General features: G+C 69.6%; 21 protein-coding genes. 19 read left to right on the top strand and 2 right to left on the bottom strand.

The features are described from left to right. The first annotated feature begins 2 nt into the window (after positions 1-2). The 17 genes from rplP to HOO61_RS22785 all read left to right on the top strand — a co-directional run bounded on the left by rplP (position 3) and on the right by HOO61_RS22785 (position 9442). Positions 3-422 (top strand): 50S ribosomal protein L16, encoded by a 420-nt coding sequence (gene rplP / locus HOO61_RS22865; protein WP_056599680.1) that lies wholly within the window; start codon positions 3-5, stop codon positions 420-422. After that, complete coding sequence (gene rpmC / locus HOO61_RS22860) at positions 422-664, top strand: 50S ribosomal protein L29 (protein WP_204811325.1); 243 nt, start codon at positions 422-424, stop codon at positions 662-664. The genes rplP and rpmC overlap by 1 nt, the downstream gene beginning before the upstream one ends. Beyond that, positions 661-945, top strand: a complete 285-nt coding sequence (rpsQ, locus tag HOO61_RS22855) for a 30S ribosomal protein S17 (RefSeq protein WP_172262169.1) — start codon at positions 661-663, stop codon at positions 943-945. The genes rpmC and rpsQ overlap by 4 nt, the downstream gene beginning before the upstream one ends. A 103-nt stretch (positions 946-1048) precedes the next feature. Then, the gene (rplN, locus tag HOO61_RS22850) at positions 1049-1417 is read left to right on the top strand and encodes a 50S ribosomal protein L14 (RefSeq protein ID WP_056599693.1); all 369 of its coding nucleotides are present in this window, start codon (positions 1049-1051) and stop codon (positions 1415-1417) included. A 3-nt stretch (positions 1418-1420) separates the two neighbouring features. Next, complete coding sequence (gene rplX / locus HOO61_RS22845) at positions 1421-1774, top strand: 50S ribosomal protein L24 (RefSeq protein WP_216659223.1); 354 nt, start codon at positions 1421-1423, stop codon at positions 1772-1774. 1 nt (position 1775) lies between these two features. Continuing rightward, positions 1776-2342 carry a 50S ribosomal protein L5 gene (gene rplE / locus HOO61_RS22840; protein WP_129453384.1) on the top strand — a complete coding sequence of 189 codons (567 nt, stop codon included), beginning with the start codon at positions 1776-1778 and terminating at the stop codon, positions 2340-2342. A 1-nt stretch (position 2343) separates the two neighbouring features. Beyond that, a complete protein-coding gene (locus HOO61_RS22835; RefSeq protein WP_011757321.1) occupies positions 2344-2529 on the top strand; it encodes a type Z 30S ribosomal protein S14 in 186 nt (61 codons plus the stop codon). A gap of 88 nt (positions 2530-2617) precedes the next feature. Beyond that, positions 2618-3037, top strand: a complete 420-nt coding sequence (gene rpsH / locus HOO61_RS22830) for a 30S ribosomal protein S8 (RefSeq protein ID WP_172262165.1) — start codon at positions 2618-2620, stop codon at positions 3035-3037. Positions 3038-3071: 34 nt separating this feature from the next. Beyond that, positions 3072-3614 carry a 50S ribosomal protein L6 gene (gene rplF, locus HOO61_RS22825; protein WP_172262163.1) on the top strand — a complete coding sequence of 181 codons (543 nt, stop codon included), beginning with the start codon at positions 3072-3074 and terminating at the stop codon, positions 3612-3614. A gap of 1 nt (position 3615) precedes the next feature. Continuing rightward, positions 3616-3999, top strand: a complete 384-nt coding sequence (rplR, locus tag HOO61_RS22820) for a 50S ribosomal protein L18 (protein WP_056599708.1) — start codon at positions 3616-3618, stop codon at positions 3997-3999. A 46-nt stretch (positions 4000-4045) separates the two neighbouring features. Further along, complete coding sequence (gene rpsE / locus HOO61_RS22815) at positions 4046-4663, top strand: 30S ribosomal protein S5 (RefSeq protein WP_172262161.1); 618 nt, start codon at positions 4046-4048, stop codon at positions 4661-4663. Further along, positions 4663-4845 carry a 50S ribosomal protein L30 gene (gene rpmD / locus HOO61_RS22810; RefSeq protein ID WP_056599717.1) on the top strand — a complete coding sequence of 61 codons (183 nt, stop codon included), beginning with the start codon at positions 4663-4665 and terminating at the stop codon, positions 4843-4845. The genes rpsE and rpmD overlap by 1 nt, the downstream gene beginning before the upstream one ends. A gap of 1 nt (position 4846) precedes the next feature. Further along, entirely contained in the window at positions 4847-5287 is a 441-nt protein-coding gene (gene rplO / locus HOO61_RS22805) for a 50S ribosomal protein L15 (RefSeq protein ID WP_172262159.1), read from the top strand. A 204-nt stretch (positions 5288-5491) separates the two neighbouring features. Further along, entirely contained in the window at positions 5492-6787 is a 1296-nt protein-coding gene (gene secY / locus HOO61_RS22800) for a preprotein translocase subunit SecY (RefSeq protein WP_172262157.1), read from the top strand. Further along, on the top strand, positions 6788-7363 hold the full coding sequence (locus HOO61_RS22795; protein WP_172262155.1) for an adenylate kinase: 576 nt from the start codon (positions 6788-6790) through the stop codon (positions 7361-7363). Between the two features lie 5 nt (positions 7364-7368). Continuing rightward, positions 7369-8193, top strand: a complete 825-nt coding sequence (gene map / locus HOO61_RS22790) for a type I methionyl aminopeptidase (protein WP_172262153.1) — start codon at positions 7369-7371, stop codon at positions 8191-8193. A 217-nt stretch (positions 8194-8410) separates the two neighbouring features. After that, the gene (locus tag HOO61_RS22785; RefSeq protein ID WP_172262151.1) at positions 8411-9442 is read left to right on the top strand and encodes a TerC family protein; all 1032 of its coding nucleotides are present in this window, start codon (positions 8411-8413) and stop codon (positions 9440-9442) included. 24 nt (positions 9443-9466) lie between these two features. Here HOO61_RS22785 and HOO61_RS22780 read toward each other — a convergent pair whose 3' ends face one another. Further along, on the bottom strand, positions 9467-10930 hold the full coding sequence (locus tag HOO61_RS22780; RefSeq protein ID WP_172262149.1) for a serine/threonine-protein kinase: 1464 nt from the start codon (positions 10928-10930) through the stop codon (positions 9467-9469). Further along, positions 10927-12090, bottom strand: coding sequence for an FHA domain-containing protein (locus HOO61_RS25115; RefSeq protein WP_172262147.1), 1164 nt, complete (start codon positions 12088-12090; stop codon positions 10927-10929). The genes HOO61_RS22780 and HOO61_RS25115 overlap by 4 nt, the downstream gene beginning before the upstream one ends. 176 nt (positions 12091-12266) lie before the next feature. Here HOO61_RS25115 and HOO61_RS22770 point away from each other — a divergent pair, with 176 nt between their 5' ends. Together HOO61_RS22770 and HOO61_RS22765 are read left to right on the top strand one after the other, a co-directional pair. Continuing rightward, the gene (locus tag HOO61_RS22770; RefSeq protein WP_172262145.1) at positions 12267-18551 is read left to right on the top strand and encodes an Ig-like domain-containing protein; all 6285 of its coding nucleotides are present in this window, start codon (positions 12267-12269) and stop codon (positions 18549-18551) included. Between the two features lie 52 nt (positions 18552-18603). Further along, a complete protein-coding gene (locus HOO61_RS22765; protein ID WP_172262143.1) occupies positions 18604-19575 on the top strand; it encodes a MoxR family ATPase in 972 nt (323 codons plus the stop codon). Positions 19576-19591 lie beyond the last annotated feature (16 nt).

Raw genomic sequence — 19591 nt, 5'->3', positions numbered from 1 at the left:
CCATGTTGATGCCCCGTCGTGTCAAGCACCGCAAGCAGCACCACCCCAAGCGTCGCGGCGCAGCCAAGGGCGGCACCACGCTCGCCTTCGGTGACTTCGGGATCCAGGCTGTCGAGGGTCACTACGTGACCAACCGACAGATCGAGTCGGCCCGTATCGCCATGACCCGTCACATCAAGCGTGGCGGAAAGGTCTGGATCAACATCTACCCGGACCGTCCCCTGACCAAGAAGCCGGCCGAGACCCGCATGGGTTCCGGCAAGGGCTCGCCCGAGTGGTGGGTGGCCAACGTCAAGCCCGGCCGCGTCATGTTCGAACTCTCCGGTGTCGACGAGGTGACTGCTCGTGAGGCCATGCGCCGCGCGATGCACAAGCTCCCGATGAAGTGCCGGTTCATCTCCCGTGAGGCCGGTGAATTCTGATGGCTACCAAGCTGAACGCCCACGAGCTCGACGAGCTCGACGCACCCGCTCTCGAGGCGAAGCTGCGCGAGGCCAAGGAGGAGCTGTTCAACCTCCGGTTCCAGGCCGCGACCGGCCAGCTGGAGAGCAACGGCCGCCTGCGCGTGGTCAAGAAGGACATCGCCCGCATCTACACCGTGGTCCGCGAGCGCGAGCTCGGCATCCGCACCACCCCGGGCACCAACGAAGAGGCGAAGGCATGAGCGAGAACACTGCGACCCAGTCCGCCGGCGAGCGCAACCAGCGCAAGGTCCGTGAGGGCCTCGTCGTGAGCGACAAGATGGACAAGACCATCGTCGTCGCCGTGGAGGACCGCGTGAAGCACGCCCTCTACGGCAAGGTCATGCGCAAGACGTCGCGGCTCAAGGCACACGACGAGACCAACCAGTGCGGCATCGGCGACCGGGTCCTCATCATGGAGACCCGTCCGCTGTCGGCCACCAAGCGCTGGCGCCTCGTCGAGGTGCTTGAGAAGGCCAAGTGACCTGGGGCCCTCGGGCCCCGAGCACAAGTTTCCACATATCAGTTCGGCCAGGCTCGCTCCCCGCTGAGAGGGCGAGAACCAGCTCGACAACCAGGAGAAATCAATGATCCAGCAGGAGTCGCGACTCAAGGTCGCCGACAACACCGGTGCGAAGGAGATCCTCTGCATCCGTGTTCTCGGTGGCTCTGGGCGTCGCTACGCCGGCATCGGTGACGTCATCGTCGCCACCGTCAAGGACGCGATCCCCGGTGGCAACGTCAAGAAGGGCGACGTCGTCAAGGCCGTGGTCGTGCGCACCGTCAAGGAGCGTCGCCGCGCCGACGGTTCCTACATCCGCTTCGACGAGAACGCCGCCGTCATCCTCAAGAACGACGGCGAGCCCCGTGGCACGCGCATCTTCGGCCCCGTCGGCCGCGAGCTGCGCGAGAAGCGCTTCATGAAGATCATCTCGCTCGCCCCGGAGGTGCTGTGAGAGATGGGTAAGAACATGAACATCAAGAAGGGCGACACCGTCAAGGTGATCGCTGGCAAGGACAAGGGTGCCCAGGGCAAGGTCATCTCGGTGCTCCGCGAGGAGGACCGAGTGATCGTCGAGGGCGTCAACCTCGTCAAGCGCCACACCAAGTCCGTGCAGCAGACCAACACCACCGGCGGCATCATCACCCGCGAGGCCCCCATCCACGTCTCCAACGTGATGCTGGTCGAGGGTGACGGCGTCACGCGCGTCGGCTTCCGCCGCGACGAGGTCACCAAGCGCCGTCCCGACGGCTCGACCTACGCCGCGACCCGGTCGGTCCGTGTGTCCCGCAAGTCCGGCAAGGAGATCTGAGATGGCCGAGACCCAGACCACTGAGATTCCCCGTCTCAAGGCGCGCTACCGCGAGGAGATCGTTCCCGCCCTGCGCTCCGAGTTCGACATCGCCAACATCATGCAGGTGCCCGGCCTGACCAAGATCGTGGTCAACATGGGCGTCGGCGAGGCTGCGCGTGACTCCAAGCTGATCGAGGGCGCGATCCGCGACCTCACCGCGATCACCGGCCAGAAGCCGGCCGTGACCAAGGCCCGCAAGTCGATCGCGCAGTTCAAACTGCGTGAGGGCATGCCGATCGGCGCACACGTCACGCTCCGCGGCGACCGCATGTGGGAGTTCCTCGACCGCCTGCTGTCCCTCGCGCTGCCCCGCATCCGCGACTTCCGCGGCCTCTCGCCCAAGCAGTTCGACGGTCGCGGCAACTACACCTTCGGTCTCACCGAGCAGGTCATGTTCCACGAGATCAACCAGGACAAGATCGACCGGTCGCGCGGCATGGACATCACCATCGTGACCACCGCCACCAACGACGACGAGGGCCGCGCGCTGCTCAAGCAGCTCGGCTTCCCGTTCAAGGAGAACTGACATGGCGAAGACTGCTCTCAAGGTCAAGGCCGCCCGCAAGCCGAAGTTCGCTGTCCGCGGCTACACCCGCTGCCAGCGTTGCGGTCGCCCGAAGGCCGTCTACCGCAAGTTCGGCCTGTGCCGGATCTGCCTGCGGGAGATGGCCCACCGCGGCGAGCTCCCCGGCGTCACCAAGTCTTCTTGGTAACCAACACCGTCTCCTGGTAACCACCGAAATACGTTGAAGGTCCCGCGGCCGCGAGCGGCGGGAAACCACGACGAGAAAGAACCACATCATGACGATGACTGACCCGATCGCAGACATGCTCACGCGTCTGCGCAACGCCAACCAGGCGTACCACGACGTGGTGTCGATGCCCTACAGCAAGATGAAGGCCGGCCTCGCGGAGATCCTCAAGCAGGAGGGTTACATCACCTCCTACGACGTCGCCGACAACGTCACCGCCGAGGGCGAGCCCTCGGTCGGCAAGACGCTGACCGTGACCCTCAAGTACGGCCGCAACCGGGAGCGCTCGATCGCCGGCGTGCGCCGTATCAGCAAGCCCGGCCTGCGTGTCTACGCCAAGAGCACCAACCTGCCCAAGGTCCTCGGTGGCCTCGGTGTCGCGATCATCTCGACGTCGCAGGGCCTGCTCACCGACCGCCAGGCGAACCAGAAGGGCGTGGGCGGCGAAGTCCTCGCCTACGTCTGGTGACCCGGACCATCTGAGACCAGGAAGAGAGAGAAGCATGTCGCGCATTGGCAAGCTCCCCATCGCGGTCCCGTCCGGTGTCGACGTCGCGATCGATGAGTCGCTGGTGACCGTCAAGGGCCCCAAGGGCACCCTGTCGCACACCATCGCCTCGCCGATCACGGTCGCCAAGGGCGAGGACGGCGTACTCGAGGTCACGCGCCCCGACGACGAGCGCAACAGCCGCTCGCTGCACGGCCTGACCCGCACGCTCATCAACAACATGGTGGTGGGCGTCACCGAGGGCTACGAGAAGAAGCTCGAGATCGTGGGCGTGGGCTACCGCGTCCTGCCCAAGGGTCCGACCCAGCTCGAGTTCCAGCTCGGCTACTCGCACCCGATCATCTTCGACGCCCCCGAGGGCATCACCTTCACCACCGAGGGCCCGACCAAGCTCGGCGTCGTCGGCATCGACAAGCAGCTCGTCGGCGAGGTCGCGGCCAAGATCCGCAAGCTCCGCAAGCCCGAGCCCTACAAGGGCAAGGGCGTGCGCTACGCCGGCGAGCACATCCGCCGCAAGGTCGGAAAGGCCGGTAAGTGACATGGCGATCTCGCTGAGCAACAACAAGCACACCGCCAACCGCGTCCGGGCGCGCCTGCGCCGCCAGGCGCGTGGTCGCAAGCGGATCAACGGCACCGCCGAGCGTCCGCGCCTGGTGGTCACCAAGTCGGCCAAGCACCTCTCGGTGCAGGTCGTTGACGACCTGCAGGGCGCCACCCTGGCCTACGCCTCCACCATGGAGGCCGACGTCCGTGGCACCGAGGGCGACAAGACCGCCAAGGCCAAGAAGGTCGGCGAGCTGGTGGCGTCGCGTGCCAAGGCCGCCGGTATCGAGGACGTCGTCTTCGACCGGGCCGGCAACAAGTACCACGGCCGCATCGCGGCCCTCGCCGATGCCGCCCGCGAGGGCGGATTGTCCTTCTGATCGCGTCACGCGACCAGAGAGAGAACTTAGATATGGAGCACATCTCATGAGCGGAGCCCAGCGCGGACAGCGCAGCGGTGGCTCGGGCGACCGTCGCGGACGCGACAACGGTCGTGGCCAGGCCGAGAAGTCTGTCTACATCGAGCGAGTCGTGGCGATCAACCGAGTCGCCAAGGTCGTGAAGGGTGGTCGTCGCTTCAGCTTCACCGCCCTCGTGATCGTCGGCGACGGTGAAGGCCTGGTCGGCGTCGGCTACGGCAAGGCGAAGGAAGTTCCCGCGGCGATCGCCAAGGGTGTCGAGGAGGCCAAGAAGCACTTCTTCAAGGTCCCCCGCATCCAGGGCACCATCCCGCACCCGGTGCAGGGTGAGAAGGCCGCGGGCGTCGTCCTGCTGCGTCCCGCCGCTCCCGGTACCGGCGTCATCGCCGGTGGCCCGGTGCGTGCGGTCCTCGAGTGCGCCGGCATCCACGACGTGCTGAGCAAGTCGCTCGGCTCGTCCAACCAGATCAACATCGTCCACGCGACCGTCGAGGCGCTGCGGATGCTCGAGGAGCCCGAGGCCGTGGCTGCTCGCCGTGGCATGCGCGTCGAGGACGTGACCCCCGCCGCGCTGCTCAAGGCGCGCGCCGAGGGCCAGGCCGAGACCGCGGGGGTGCAGTCCTGATGGCACAGCTCAAGGTCCAGCAGAAGCGCGGGCTGGTCGGCCTCAAGGCCAACCAGCGCGAGACGCTGCGTTCGCTCGGTCTCAAGCGGATCGGCGACGTCGTCGTGAAGGAAGACCGCCCGGAGATCCGGGGCATGATCAACACTGTCCGTCACCTGGTGACGTTCGAGGAGGTGGAGTGACATGACGCTCAAGCTGCACCACTTGCGTCCCGCTCCGGGCGCCAAGACCGCCAAGACCCGCGTGGGTCGCGGTGAGGGCTCCAAGGGCAAGACTGCCGGCCGCGGCACCAAGGGCACCAAGGCGCGCTACCAGGTGCCGGCTGCCTTCGAGGGTGGCCAGATGCCGATCCACATGCGTCTGCCCAAGCTGAAGGGCTTCAAGAACCCCTTCCGCGTGGAGTTCCAGGTCGTCAACCTCGACCGCCTCGGGGAGCTCTTCCCCGAGGGTGGCACCGTGACCGTCGACGACCTCGTCGCCAAGGGCGCGGTCCGCAAGAACCAGCCCGTCAAGGTCCTGGGCCAGGGCGACATCTCGGTCGCCGTCCAGGTCAGTGCCAACGCGTTCTCGAGCTCCGCCAAGGAGAAGATCGAGGCTGCAGGCGGCACCGCGACCGTGGCCTGAGGCCACGATCTCGCTCATCCGATGAAGGCCTGGCCGCACAGTGGGAACTGTCGGCCGGGCCTTCGTCGTTCTCCCCTTGATGCTTGGGGTGAAAGCGGGTCGTACCCCGACTGTTAGGCTCTCCCGGGCCCTCCGCCGTACGACGGCGAGGGTGTCTCGTCCGCCCGCCGATCCTGGCTGGGCACCCATACGAAAGAGGAACCAGTGCTAGGCGCGTTCGCCAACGCTTTCCGGACTCCGGACCTGCGGCGCAAGCTGCTCTTCGTCCTGCTGATCATCACGATCTTCCGGCTCGGCTCCCAGGTGCCCACCCCCGGTGTGCACGTCGCCAACGTCCAGGCGTGCATCGACCAGCTGGAAGAGGGCGGCCTCTACAGCCTGATCAACCTCTTCTCGGGTGGTGCGCTGCTCCAGCTCACCATCTTCGCGCTGGGGATCATGCCGTACATCACGGCCTCCATCATCCTGCAGCTGCTCGTCGTGGTGATCCCGCGGCTCGAAGCGCTGAAGAAGGAGGGGCAGGCCGGCCAGACGAAGATCACCCAGTACACGCGCTACCTCACGCTCGGCCTGGCCGTGCTGCAGGCGACCGGCATCGTGGCCCTCGCGCGCAACGGCGCCCTGCTGCAGGGCTGCACGCGCGACCTGCTGCACGACGACGGCACCGCAACCTTCCTCGTCATGGTCGTCACCATGACGGCGGGCACCGCCGTCATCATGTGGCTCGGCGAGCTCATCACCGACCGCGGCATCGGCAACGGCATGTCGATCCTCATCTTCACCCAGGTCGTCGCCACCTTCCCGGCGTCGCTGTGGAGCGTGCAGACCTCGCAGGGCTGGGTCACCTTCGCGATCGTGATGGTGATCGGCCTGATCCTCGTCGCGGGCGTCATCTTCATCGAGCAGGCCCAGCGCCGCATCCCGGTGCAGTACGCGCGCCGGATGGTCGGTCGCAAGATGTTCGGTGGCAACTCCACCTACATCCCGCTCAAGGTCAACCAGGCCGGCATCATCCCGGTCATCTTCGCCTCGTCGCTGCTCTACCTGCCGGCGATGGCGGTGCAGTTCAACCCCGAGAGCCAGAACCCCGTGCTCGACTTCATCGGGACCTACTTCGTCAACGGCGACCACCCGCTCTACATGGCGACGTACTTCCTGCTGATCATCTTCTTCACGTACTTCTACGTCTCGATCACCTTCAACCCTGTCGAGGTGGCGGACAACATGAAGAAGTACGGCGGCTTCATCCCCGGGATCCGGGCGGGCAAGCCGACCGAGGACTACCTGTCCTACGTCCTGTCCCGCATCACGTTCCCTGGAGCCCTCTACCTCGGCCTGATCTCGTTGGTCCCGCTCGTCGCCTTCGCGATGATCCAGGCCAACCAGAACTTCCCGTTCGGCGGCACGTCCATCCTCATCATGGTTGGCGTGGCCCTCGACACCGTGAAGCAGATCGAGAGCCAGCTCCAGCAGCGCAACTACGAAGGATTCCTGAAGTAGATGAGACTGATCCTCATGGGCCCGCCGGGTGCGGGCAAGGGCACCCAGGCCCGCTTCGTGGCCGACCACTTCGGCATCCCGGCGATCTCCACCGGTGACATCTTCCGCGCCAACGTCTCGCAGGGCACGCCGCTCGGTGTCGAGGCGAAGCGCTACATGGACTCCGGGGAGTACGTCCCGGACGAGGTCACCAACCTGATGGTGCGCAACCGCATCGACGAGGCCGACGCAGCGCCCGGCTTCCTGCTCGACGGCTACCCCCGCACCCTGGCCCAGGTCACCGAGCTCGACGGGATGATCGGGTTCACCGGCCACCGGCTCGACGCCGTTGTCGTGCTCACGGTCGACTCCGAGGAGCTCGTCCAGCGCCTGCTGCAGCGTGCGGTGACGGACGGTCGCGCCGACGACACCGAGGACGTCATCCGGCGCCGCCAGGAGATCTACCTCGAGCAGACCGAGCCGCTCATCGGGGTCTACCGCGAGCGCGGGATCCTCGTCGAGGTCGACGGGATGGGTGAGGTCGACGAAGTCACCAAGAGGATCTTCGACGCCCTCGACGTGATCCCCGAGAGCTGAGCCTCGTGGGCTTTCGCGACCGTGGGATCGAGATCAAGACCCCCGAGCAGATCGACCTGATGCGCGTCGCGGGGCGTCTCGTGGGGGAGACCCTCGAGCTGCTGCGCGCCGCCGTACGGCCAGGGGTGACCACCCAGGAGCTCGACACCCTGGCCGAGGCCCACATCCGCGACCACGGGGGCGTGCCGTCGTTCAAGGGCTACAGCCACCCGCCGTTCCCGGCGACGATCTGCGCCTCGGTCAACGACGAGGTGGTGCACGGCATCCCCGGGCAGCGCACCCTGGCAGAGGGTGACGTCATCTCCATCGACTGCGGCGCCATCGTCGAGGGCTGGCACGGCGACGCGGCGATCACCGTGCCTGTGGGTGAGGTGGCCGACGACGTCACCGAGCTGCTGCGGGTCACCGAGGAGTCGCTGTGGCGCGGCATGGCCGCCGCGCGGCTCGGCGGGAAGGTGGGCGACATCAGCCACGCCGTAGAGACCTACGTCCGCTCGCAGGGCCGCTACGGCATCCTCGAGGACTACACGGGCCACGGCATCGGCACGGAGATGCACATGCCGCCCAACGTGCCCAACGTCGGGCGGCGCGGCCGCGGCCCGTCGATCGTGGAGGGCCTCGCGCTCGCCGTGGAGCCGATGGTCACGCTGGGCGGCAAGCACACCGACCTGCTCGAGGACGAGTGGACCGTCGCGACCGTGGACGGGTCCTTCGCGGCACACTTCGAGCACACCTTCACCGTGACGCCAGAGGGCGCGTGGGTGCTCACCGCGGTCGACGGCGGGCGGTCCCGGCTGGCCGCGCTCGGCGTCCCATTCGGCGGACGCTGACGGCGATTTCACGCCCCCCTCGGACCGCGTGACACACTGACGCGGTTGGAGGGGAGTATTCCTCGGCAGTGGTGTCGTCAGTACGGCGTGCGCGCGAGCGGCGCCCGGTGCCACTGGTTCGTCGCCCCAGGTCCCCTGGGGCGTGCGAGCGGAAGAGACCTCTGGCGTCCGTGCGCTGCGCGGACACCGATCTCGCCTCATCCCTAGGAGCAACAGCGTGGACGTACCCACCTGGGTCTGGATCGCCACTGGCGTGGTGACCCTAGCGATCTTCACCTTCGACCTCGCCGTGGTCGGCCGCAGGCCGCACGAGCCGAGCATGAAGGAGTGCGCGACCTACCTCTCGATCTACGTCGGCCTGGCCATCCTCTTCGGCCTCGGCGTCTGGTACACCTCAGGCGGAACGCCCGCGCTGGAGTTCTACTCCGGCTGGCTCGTGGAGTACTCGCTCTCCATCGACAACCTGTTCATCTTCATCATCATCATGGCCAAGTTCGCCGTGCCGCGGGAACTGCAGCAGTACGCCCTGATGATCGGCATCGTGATGGCCCTCGTCATGCGTGCGATCTTCATCGCCGTGGGCGCCGCCGCGATCAGCAACTTCAGCTGGATCTTCTACATCTTCGGCCTGTTCCTGGTCTACACGGCGGTGAAGCTGGCCAAGGAGGGCGGCGAGGACGAGGACGACGAGTTCGAGGAGAACAAGCTCGTCGCGTTCGTCGAGCGTCGTTTCCCCGCCACCTCGGAGTGGCACGGCAAGAGCCTGGTCATCACCGGCGAGGGCGCGAAGAAGATGATCACGCCGATGTTCATCGTGATCCTCACCCTCGGCACGACCGACCTGCTGTTCGCGCTCGACTCGATCCCGGCGATCTTCGGCATCACCAAGGAGCCCTACCTGGTGCTGACCGCCAACATCTTCGCGCTGATGGGTCTGCGCCAGCTCTACTTCCTCATCGGCGGCCTGCTGCAGCGCCTGATCTACCTCTCCTACGGGCTCGCGTTCCTGCTGGCGTTCATCGGCGTCAAGCTCTTCTTCCACGCCCTGCACGAGAACGAGCTGCCGTTCATCAACGGTGGCGAGCACCTCGACTACGCGTGGCTGGAGATCCCGATCTGGCTCTCGCTCGTGGTCATCGTCGCCACGCTGGCGATCACCGCGGTGCTGTCGCTGTGGGCATCGAGCCGGATGTCGGCCGAGGAGCAGGACGCGGCGACCGGGCCGCGCCGCGACTGGGAGGACGACTGACCCCCTGACGTCGGGACCCGCGGGTCAGGACACGCACTGGCTCGCGCTGGGCGAGTTGTCCGACCCGCGGGTCATCCGCACGTCGAGGCACACCGGGTCGTCGGTGCGCACGAGCAGTCGCCTCCGCGACGTGCTGCCGTACTCGCCGGTGTCGTCGCGGTGCCAGCTGAACGAGTCGCCGTTCTCCACCGGCACGGGCGGGCGCCATTCGAACAGCACACCGCGCGGCGTACGGCTGCCGGTGAGCGCGACCGCCTCGGTGAGGACGTCGGGGACGACGTCGCCCGGTGTCTGCGACTCGGTCGGGACGACCACGCCGGGGTCCTCGTCGCGGTCGTTGCCACCGAGGACGAGGAAGCCCACCAGGAGCGCGAGGACCGCGACCCCGACGCCTGCCCAGACCAGGCCCGGTACGCCGGCACGCTCCTCCCCGCCGTCCGTGCCGGGCGGCGAGGGGTCCTGGGCTGCGATACGGCGCGGGCCGCTCGCCGAGATCACCGTGACCGGCTTCATCGCCGTGGCGTCCTCGGCCGGCTCCGACGAGCCGGAGGGACCGAACGAGCCGGAGGGGCCGTACGAGCCCGACGCCCCGGTCGCCTGGCCCACGCCGACGGACGCGTCGGGACGGTCGCCCTCCACGGCCACGGCCGTGCGCGCCCAGCCCGCCGCCGACTCGATGCGCTGGAGCGCGCGAGCGAGCTCGAGGGCGCTGGCCGGTCGGTGCTCGGGACGCTTGGCCAGGCACTGCTGCAGGAGCCGGTCGAGCGCCGGCGGGACGTCAGGACGCTGGGTGGCCGGGGGAGCGGCGTGCAGGATGCGTGCGCTCAGGGCGCGCGTCGAGTTGTCGCCCGAGGGGATCGAGAAGGGGGACCGGCCGACGAGCAGGTGCCAGATGGTCGCGCCGAGGGAGTAGACGTCGGAGGCCACCGACCCGTTGGACCGGCCGTCGAGCAGCTCGGGCGGCGACCACGGGTAGGAGATGCGGACGTCGTTGTCACCCTCGAGGTCGGCCATGTGCCCGGCGATGCCGAAGTCGGTCAGCGCAGGCTCGTGGTAGGTCGTGACGAGCACGTTGCTGGGCTTGATGTCGCGGTGCAGGATGCCGGAGCGGTGCGCGGTCTCGATCGCGCTCGCCAGCTTGATGCCGGTGGAGACAGCGTCGACCGGGGCCATCGGGTTGGCGCGCACCCGCACGCCGAGGTCGGGCGGTGGGCAGTAGCGCATCACGAGGAACGGCCGGCCGCCCTCGGCGGTGACCCCGGCCGTGATCACCGAGACGATGTAGGGGTGGTCGGCGAGGCGCGCCATCGCGTTGGCCTCGGCGGTGAACAGGTACTTCTCGCGGTCGGTCAGCGGGACGTCGGGGCGTACGACCTTGACGGCGACGCGCTGGCGCGGCCACTGCTGCTCGTAGAGGAACACGTCGGCGAAGCCGCCGCTGCCGAGGTGCTCGACGAACGCGAACCCCGGGATGACAGGTGCGCTCACCGGGCGACCGCCCCCGACTCGTAGCGGACGCTGTAGACCTGGGCCATGTCGAGCACCGTGCCGGGGTCGAGCACGTAGGCGTCGCCGGGCCTCATCCGCTCCGGGTCGCGACCCGGGGGAGCGATCGTGGTGCCTCCGCGGCTGTCGAGGTCACGGGCGATGACGTCCCAGCCGTCGAGCTCGATCTGGAGGTGCCGCCTCGACACGAAGGAGTGGTCGGACGGCAGGTGGACGAGGTGCGGCCAGTCGGTGCTGCCCTGCGCCGGCGCGGGCTTGCGGCCCAGGATCACGCCCCGGTCGAGGGGCACGACCTCGCCGGTGGGCAGGCGCAGGCCACCCAGCGGCGGCCGGTCCACCCGTCGTGGCTCCTGCGGGGCGACCCGCTGGTGGCACACCCGGCACTGCGGCGAGATCGGGGGAGTGAGGTGACCGAGCGGGCAGCTGACGGCGAGCACCGTGGGAGCCGTGCTGTGGGTGAGGTGGGCCGGTCGCAGCGACGTCGCGCCGTCGTGGTCGTCGGGCTCGGGCGGCGGGGCCGCGGGAGGCCGGATCGTGGTGTGGGCACCCTCCTCGATCCGCTGCATCATCAGCGGGTCGGGCTCGGAGGTGTCGACGAGGGAGCCGGTGTCCTCGACCGGACGGCGTACGCGGGTGCGCGGGGGAGGGCCGTCGGGACCCTTGGCTGCGAGGATGGCGTCCGGGATGCCGTCGATGAGGGCGGCTGCCACGGGCGGCGCGGTCTCCTGGGCGCGGTGCGCCGGGGCCGTGCGGGCCGAGACGGGCGTGAGCTCCACCCGGTCGGCGGCGACGACCCCGCCCACGAGGCGTCGGGCGCTGGTGAGGGTCTCAGGGTCTGCTCCCGCGTCGAGGCTGAGCACCCGGGCAGGCCCGGCGAGGCGCACGTGCCCGAGGCCGCGGGACAGCGTCGTCGAGGCGCCGGAGGTGAAGTCGACGAGGGCCAGTCCGGGCGGGTCGCCCTTGAACGCCTTCTCGGCGATCGCCAGCACCCGTTCGGCGACGCTCGCCCCGGACGGAGCCGTCAGGGCGAGGGCGTCCCAGATGTCCTGGACGACCCGCTCGTCGCCGGGGTCGGTCAGCAGCACCCAGTGCGCGCCACTGCCGACGAGCACGCCGTCCCCGCTGGCGTACCGCGCTTCCACGATCAACGTCGGCTCCCCTCGTACACGCCCACGGTTCCATCATCACCCATCACGCCTGTCCGGCGCACATGGTCGGGATTTGTCGGAAACTTGTCCGAACCTCCGCGACATACATACCCTCCTTCCTGGGTGAGTGCGGCGGGCGCACCTCGTCCGTGGGGCCAAGGGGGACTGGCGTGGCACGTCTGAGTGCGCTGCGTCGACACCGGGCAGGCATCGCCTCCGGCGTCGCGCTGGCGGTCGCATCGACCGCCGTCGTCGTCTACGCCGTGTCCGCAGAGGGCTACAAGAAGCACGAGGCCGAGCTCAACGACGGCGGCGTGTGGGTCGTCAACGGCAAGAAGGGCTGGTCCGGCCGTCTCAACAAGCCGATCAACCAGCTCGACGGCGTGGTGCCGGGCGACAACGGCAAGGCGCGCCTCGACATCGTCCAGGACGGCGCGGCCGTCGTGACCCTCGACGCCGGGACCAGCCGCGGGCAGGTCATCGAGACCAGCCGGCTCGAGGCCCAGGACGGCGGTTCCGCCGCGATCCCGGTCACCGGTGACGTCGCCATGGCCGGCGGCACCCTCGCCACCGCCGACGCCGAGACCGGCGAGGTCTGGGCGGTGCGCTACGACGACCAGCTCGGCAAGCCGGTGGTGAGCGCCGTCGACAGGCAGGCCGAGCCGCTCGCCGAGGCCGGCGAGGGGGCAGCCCTGACGGTCAGCCAGTCGGGCACCGTGGTGGTGACCTCCACCGAGGAGGGCACCGTCACGACGATGGCCCCCACCGACGCCGGGTTCCGCAAGCCCCGCACGCGCGACCTGTCCGGCGACGCCGGCCAGGTCTCCGACGTCACCACGGTCGGCGACCGCATCGTCACCCTCGACGCCGACGCCGGCGTGCTCAGCGTGGTCGACGGGACCACCGTGTCCGTCACGCCGGGCAGCAGGCTCCAGCAGCCGGGGCCCGCCCACGACGCCGTGCTGGTCGGGGCGCCCGACGGGCTCCTGAGCGTCGACCTCGAGTCCGGTGACGTCACCACCGTCTCCGACCGCTCCGGCACCTCTGCCGTCGAGCCCGTCCGTCTCGGCGCGTGCGTCTTCGGTGCCTGGTCCGGCGGGCTCGGTGCGTACGCCGTGCAGTGCGGGTCGCAGGACGTCGTCGAGAGGAACCTCACGGGCAACGCGACCAGCCTCGCGTTCCGGGTGAACCGCGGCGAGATCGTCCTCAACGACGCCAACAGCGGCGCCGTCTGGGACGTGCAGCAGGACAAGCCGATCCGGATCGACAACTGGGAAGCCTTCACGTCGAAGAAGAAGAACAAGGACGACGACGAGGAGAACGAGAACCAGAGCGACGCCGACCGCCGTCCGCCGCGCGCCAAGCCCGACTCGTACGGCGTCCGGGCCGGCCGCACCACGGTGCTCCACCCGCTGGACAACGACTCGGCCCCCGCCGGCCGGCTGCTCAGCATCGTCGACGTGGACCAGCCTTCCGGCGGGGCGCGCGTCGAGATCAGCCCCGACGGCCAGACGCTGGTCCTGCAGATGCCCGAGGACGCCCGGCCCGCACGCTTCGACTACTTCATCGACGACGGCCGCAACGGCCTCTCGGCGAACGCCTCCGTCGACGTCGAGGTGCGTGGCTCCGGGCAGAACGACCCGCCGACCACCCGCGAGGGGTGGAAGAAGCCGACCTACAAGGTGCCGCACGGCGGGGAGCTCGCCGTCCCGGTGCTGGGCGACTGGCGCGACGACCGCGACGGCGACACCCTGCTCCTGGACTCGGCGAAGGCCGTGGGGGGTGAGGAGACGGGTGCGGCCGCACGCACGACCGCCGACGGCCGGATCCGCTTCACCGCCCCGTCTGGCGCGGCTGACGGGCCCCAGCTGGTCCGCGTGGAGTTCGCCGTCACCGACGGTCGCTCCGACCCGATCACGAAGTCGATGAGCTTCCAGGTGCAGGCACCCAAGGACCAGAAGGCCTACGCCCCGCAAGCCGAGCCCGACGTCGTACGCGGCGAGGTCGGCAAGCCGATCAAGATCCGGCCGCTGCTCAACGACCTGCCCGGCTCGGACCCCAATGCCACGGACGCCGAGCTCTCGCTCGGTGGCAAGGTGCCGCAGCAGCCGAACGCCAAGGTGGTCACCGACCTCGACGCCGGCCAGCTCACCTTCACCGGCGAGCGCGCCGGGACCTACTTCCTGAGCTACGACGCGGGCTTCGGCAACGCGCCCCTGGACCAGGGGACGATCCGGGTCGACGTGAAGGCGCGTCCCAAGCGCTCGGCGGAGCCCATCGCCATGCCTGACACCCTCACCGTCTACGGACAGGCCCCGGGCATCGTCGACGTGCTGGCCAACGACCTCGACCCGGCCGGCGGGCTGCTGGTCGTGCAACGGGCCGTCAGTGACCGGGCCGGTCAGCTCGACGTGGCCATCGTCGACGGACGCTGGCTCCGCATCTCCGCGGCCAGTCCCGACATCGCGCCCGTGACGCAGACCGTCTCCTACACGATCAGCAACGGCACCAGCTCGGCAGTCCGGGGGGAGGTCGTGGTCACCCAGCGTCCGGCGCCCGCGGACAACACCCCCATCACGGTCTCTGACAAGGTCGTGGTGCGAGCCGGCGGTGCCGTCGCAGCGCCCGTGCTCGACAACGACGTGTCCCCGGCCGGCGACCGCCTGACGCTGCTCAACGACCTGACGAGCAGCGACACCCCGGGCCAGCTCGCCGTGGTCGCGCCCATAGACGTGACCGGCGACGTGGGCAAGGCCTTCGTGTCCGGGCGCGTGGTCCGCTACGTGGCGCCCGAGAAGGTCACCGAGCGCGACACCTACACGGTCACCTACGTCGCCCAGAACCTCGAGGGCAAGCGCGCCGACGGCACCCTCAAGGTGACCGTGGTGCCGGCGGACGACCCGAACGACGCGCCCGAGCCGCCGACCCTCGAGGGTCGGGTGGTCTCCGGCGACACCGTGAAGGTGCGCGTGCCGGGGGTCGGGGTGGACCGCAACGGTGACCCGGTCACGGTCACCGGCATCACCTCCGCCCCGCGGCTCGGTCGGATCGAGGCCGTCGGCGGCAACTTCATCGAGTACCAGGCCTATCCGCGCACCGTCGGCACCGACGAGTTCACCTACTCCGTCGTCGACTCCCAGGGCGCCTTCGCGACCGGCACGGTCCGGGTGGCCGTCGTCGTGCCGGGACAGCCCCAGCCGCCGCTGGCGGTCGAGGACCGGCTCACGGTCGAGCCCGGGCGCACGGCGACCTTCGACCCGCTGGCCAACGACTTCATCGCCGCCGGCGACTCGGTCGAGGTCGAGATCCTCGACGGCCCCGAAGGCGCGCGCCTCGATCCCGACACCAACCTGGTGACCGTGCAGGCCCCCGATTCCGCCGAGGCGCCGCCGACCGTCCTCGTCTACCGGGTCACCAACGGCATCGACGAGTCACGCGCGACCATGACGCTGACCACGGCGGCCGACTACGACAACCCCCCGATCGTCTACGACGCCTTCGGTCGTGCCGATGACAGCGGGAGCGTGGTCGTCGACGTCCTCGAGGGCGCCTACGACCCCGATGGTGCCGCCGAGGACCTCGAGGTGGTCGAGGTGTCGGGCGACCCGTCGGCCCGGGTCGTCGACGGCGTGCAGGTCCGGGCCGACCGGGGCGAGGCGCCGAAGGTGCTGCCCTTCCAGGTCCGCGACGCCGACGGCGCGACCGCCGCCGCCTCGGTCTACATCCCGCCGACGGGCGACGGCCTGCCCTACGTCCTGCCCGGGTCGCTGATCGAGCTCGACTCCGGCGACAGCACCACGGGCAAGGTGTCCGACTACATCGCCGCGCCCGACGGCGGCCGCGTGCGGTTGGCCTCGGGCCGACGCTCGTGGTCCGCCTCCCCGGCCCAGCTGACCGTCGGCCCCGACGGCGACAACGGGTTCACGCTCTCGGCGCCGGCGGGGTTCCGCGGGCCGGGCTCGGTGCTCGTCGAGGTGACGACCGCGACCGACGCCAGCGGCAACGAGGACGCCACGACCATCGACGACGGCGTGACCGCCGTCCTCTCGATCCCGGTCGTGGTGGGGGACGACACCCCGTCGCTCGAGTGCCCCTCGAGCGTCATCCCGATGTCTGCCGGCCAGCGCTACGACCTCGACATCGCGACCTACTGCAAGGTGTTCACCGTCGACCCGCGTGACGCTGTCGGCCTCGACTTCACCGCCGAGTGGAGCCAGACCGTCGACGGCGTCGAGGTCGGCGGTCCGGTCGGTTCCGTCGTCGCCGTCACGGCCGCGGACGACGCCACGGAGGGCGGCGAGGCCGTCCTGACGGTGCGCGCCGGCGACAGCAACCCGCAGGAGGTGCGCTTCCGGCTCGCCCAGGCACCGCCGCCGAGGCTGCTGCCGATCCGCGTCGAGACCATGGAGGCCGGGCAGACCCGCACCTACGACCTGCGCGCCTACCTCGTGGGCGGCGTGGCCGACCCCGATCCACGGGTCGTCGAGGTCCAGAACACCGGGACGCCCGGCGTGCGGGCGAGCGTCAGCGGCAGCCGGCTCACGCTGACCGCCGAGCGCGACACCCGCGGCGCGGAGGCGAGCTTCCGGCTCGTCGTCAGCGACGTCGCCGCCGACGACCCGCCGTCCTCACGCAGGGCGGAGGGGCGCATCCAGTTCAGGGTCATCGGCACACCGTCGCCGCCCGGCGAGCCGCGTCCCTACCCGCTGTCGGACGAGGTCGGCACGATCAAGATGGGGTGGGCGCCGCCCGACGACGACGGCGGGGCGCCCGTCACCCACTACGTGGTGCGCGAGGAGCGGTCGCGCACCACGCAGCGGTGCGACACCAACGAGTGCGTCTTCCGCAAGCTCAAGACAGGAGGCAACTACAGCTTCCGTGTGCAGGCGGTCAACCGCGTCGGCGCCAGCGACTGGAGCAACCTGTCCCGCTCGGCGCGGGCCGACACCCAGCCAGGTCGCGTGCAGGACATCCGCATGATCGGTCGCGACGACGGGCAGATCACCATCGCCTGGGACAAGCCGTCGACCAACACCTCGAGGATCCTCGACTACACGATCACGTGGCCAGGAGGGGGCCCGATCGTCGTCCCGGGCAGCTCGCTGTCGTACCCCATCACCGGGTTGGACAACAACCAGACCTACCCCTTCACCATCAAGGCCCAGAACAAGGTGGGCTACTCGCTCCCGCGCACCTCCTCGCCCATGCAGCCCCTCGGCACGCCGCCGGCGCCGGCGGCCCCTGCGGTGACAGATCTCGAGTCGGGCGCCAACCAGACCAGCATCCGCATCGCGTGGCAGGCCGTCCCGCCGGAGGGGCCCGGTCCCACGGTCTACACCGTCAGCTACTCCAACGGCGTGACCGCCGGCGTCGTGCCCGGCTGCCAGCGGCTGGCCTCGCTGACGTGCACCCACGCCGGCGTGCCCTACGACGGCCTCACCTACACCTACACCGTCGTCGCGGCCAACCAGCCTCCCGAGCAACCCGGCAAGCGCTCCCAGCCGAGCGCGGGCACCGTGATCGAGGCGGTCGGCCGCCCGGCGGCCTGGGGTGCGTTCGACGTCTACCCCACCGGCACCAGCCAGGAGGCCGAGGTCAGGTACACGGTGCCCGACTCCCGCGGCGACGTGAGCAAGGTCGACATCCTGGTGGCGGGGGGTGTCGTCCACTCCATCCCGCAGCAGACCGGAACCAACACCCAGCGGATCCCGACCCCCAGCAACGAGCAGCCCTACTCCGTCCAGCTCCGCGTGTGCAACGAGGACGCCCCGGCGGGCTGCACGCTGAGCGGGGTGCAGAACGTGCAGAGCTTCGGTCGCCTCGACGACGCGCTCGGGTCGATCCAGCCGATCGTCAACGGCAAGTCGATCCAGTGGGTGGTGTCGGGCACCAGCAACGGCGACCCCGCGGTCGTGGAGTACGAGATCCGCAACAAGGGCGGTGGCAGCACCGGCATCCAGCGGTTCCGGCCCACGGGAGTCGGGGCCTTCAGCTTCACCACCCCTGCGTTCAGCACCGAGAACTGGGCACAGGAGCAAGAGATCTTCGTGACCGTCAGCGACGACGCACCGGGCGGTCGCGGCCAGGACTCGGGGTCGAGCAGCGTCAACTCCGCGCCGCCGCCCCCGCCGACCATCGGCATCAGCCGGGGCGACCGCTGCCAGGACGGCTCCGCCGACCAACCGGCGTGCGCCGACGCTGTCGACGTCGCCGCCGGCAGGACCTGCACCGCCGACACCTGCGCCTACGCCGTCATCACCATCAGGTTCGCCGAGGGGACGGCGACCAACTGGAGCTGCGACTTCGACAAGTTCTGGCCCCGGCGCTCCAAGGGCGGCTCGGGCGACTTCTCCGGGCAGGTCGACGCCTACTACGCCTCGGGTGAGCAGGTCGTCGGCAACTGCAGCTTCGCCAACGGGCTCGGCAACGTCATCTTCAGGACACCGTTCCCGTAGCGCCGTCCCCGCCCGCCGCGCACCGATCCGCCCACACCACCAGGAGCACCTCTTGACGATCAGCCACGAACAGGCCGAGTGGTTCAAGTCGACCTTCGACCAGCTCACCGACAACATGGAGAAGGCCGTCCTCGGCAAGCGCCACGTGGTCCGGCTCGCGCTGACCTGCCTGCTCTCGGAGGGGCACGTCCTGCTCGAGGACTTCCCGGGCACCGGCAAGACGATGCTGGCCCGCGCGCTGGCCAACACGGTGCAGGGCAGCCACGCCCGCATCCAGTTCACGCCCGACCTGCTGCCCTCCGACGTCACCGGCGTCACGGTCTACGACCAGCACAAGGGCACGTTCGAGTTCCACCCCGGCCCGATCTTCCACACGATCGTGCTCGCCGACGAGATCAACCGGGCGTCGCCCAAGACGCAGTCGGCGCTCCTCGAGGTGATGGAGGAGGGTCGGGTCACCGTCGACGGCGTCGCCCACCCGGTCGGCAAGCCGTTCCTCGTCATCGCCACCCAGAACCCCATCGAGCAGGCCGGCACCTACCGGCTGCCCGAGGCGCAGCTCGACCGCTTCCTGATGAAGACCTCGGTCGGCTACCCCGACCGACAGGCGACCGTCGAGCTCCTCAACAACGCCGCCGTCCGTGACCGCGCTGCCCTGGTCACGCCCGTGATCACCGCCGCCACCATCGCGCAGATGAGCGGCCTGGCCGACGAGGTCTACGTCGACCCGGCCGTCATCGGCTACGTCGCCGAGCTGGCCGAGGAGTCGCGCCGGCAGCCGCACGTCAAGCTCGGGCTGTCCGCGCGCGGCTGCCTGGCGTTCGTCCGCGTCGCGAAGACGTGGGCTGCCGCCGACGGTCGCGACCACGTGGTGCCCGACGACATCAAGGACCTCGCCGAGCCGGTGCTCTCGCACCGCCTGCTGCTCGACGCCGAGGCGCAGTTCAGCGGTGTCGACGTCCAGACGGTCATCTCGCGCCTGCTCGACGCCGTCGCCCCGCCGACCGACCGCGTGGGGGCCTGACGCGTCGATGGGGTCC

This window comes from Nocardioides sp. zg-1230 (assembly GCF_013155335.1).
Classification (GTDB): Bacteria; Actinomycetota; Actinomycetes; order Propionibacteriales; family Nocardioidaceae; genus Nocardioides.
The sequence above is the reverse complement of the archived record's forward strand: the minus strand, read 5'-3'. Positions and strand labels throughout refer to the sequence as shown.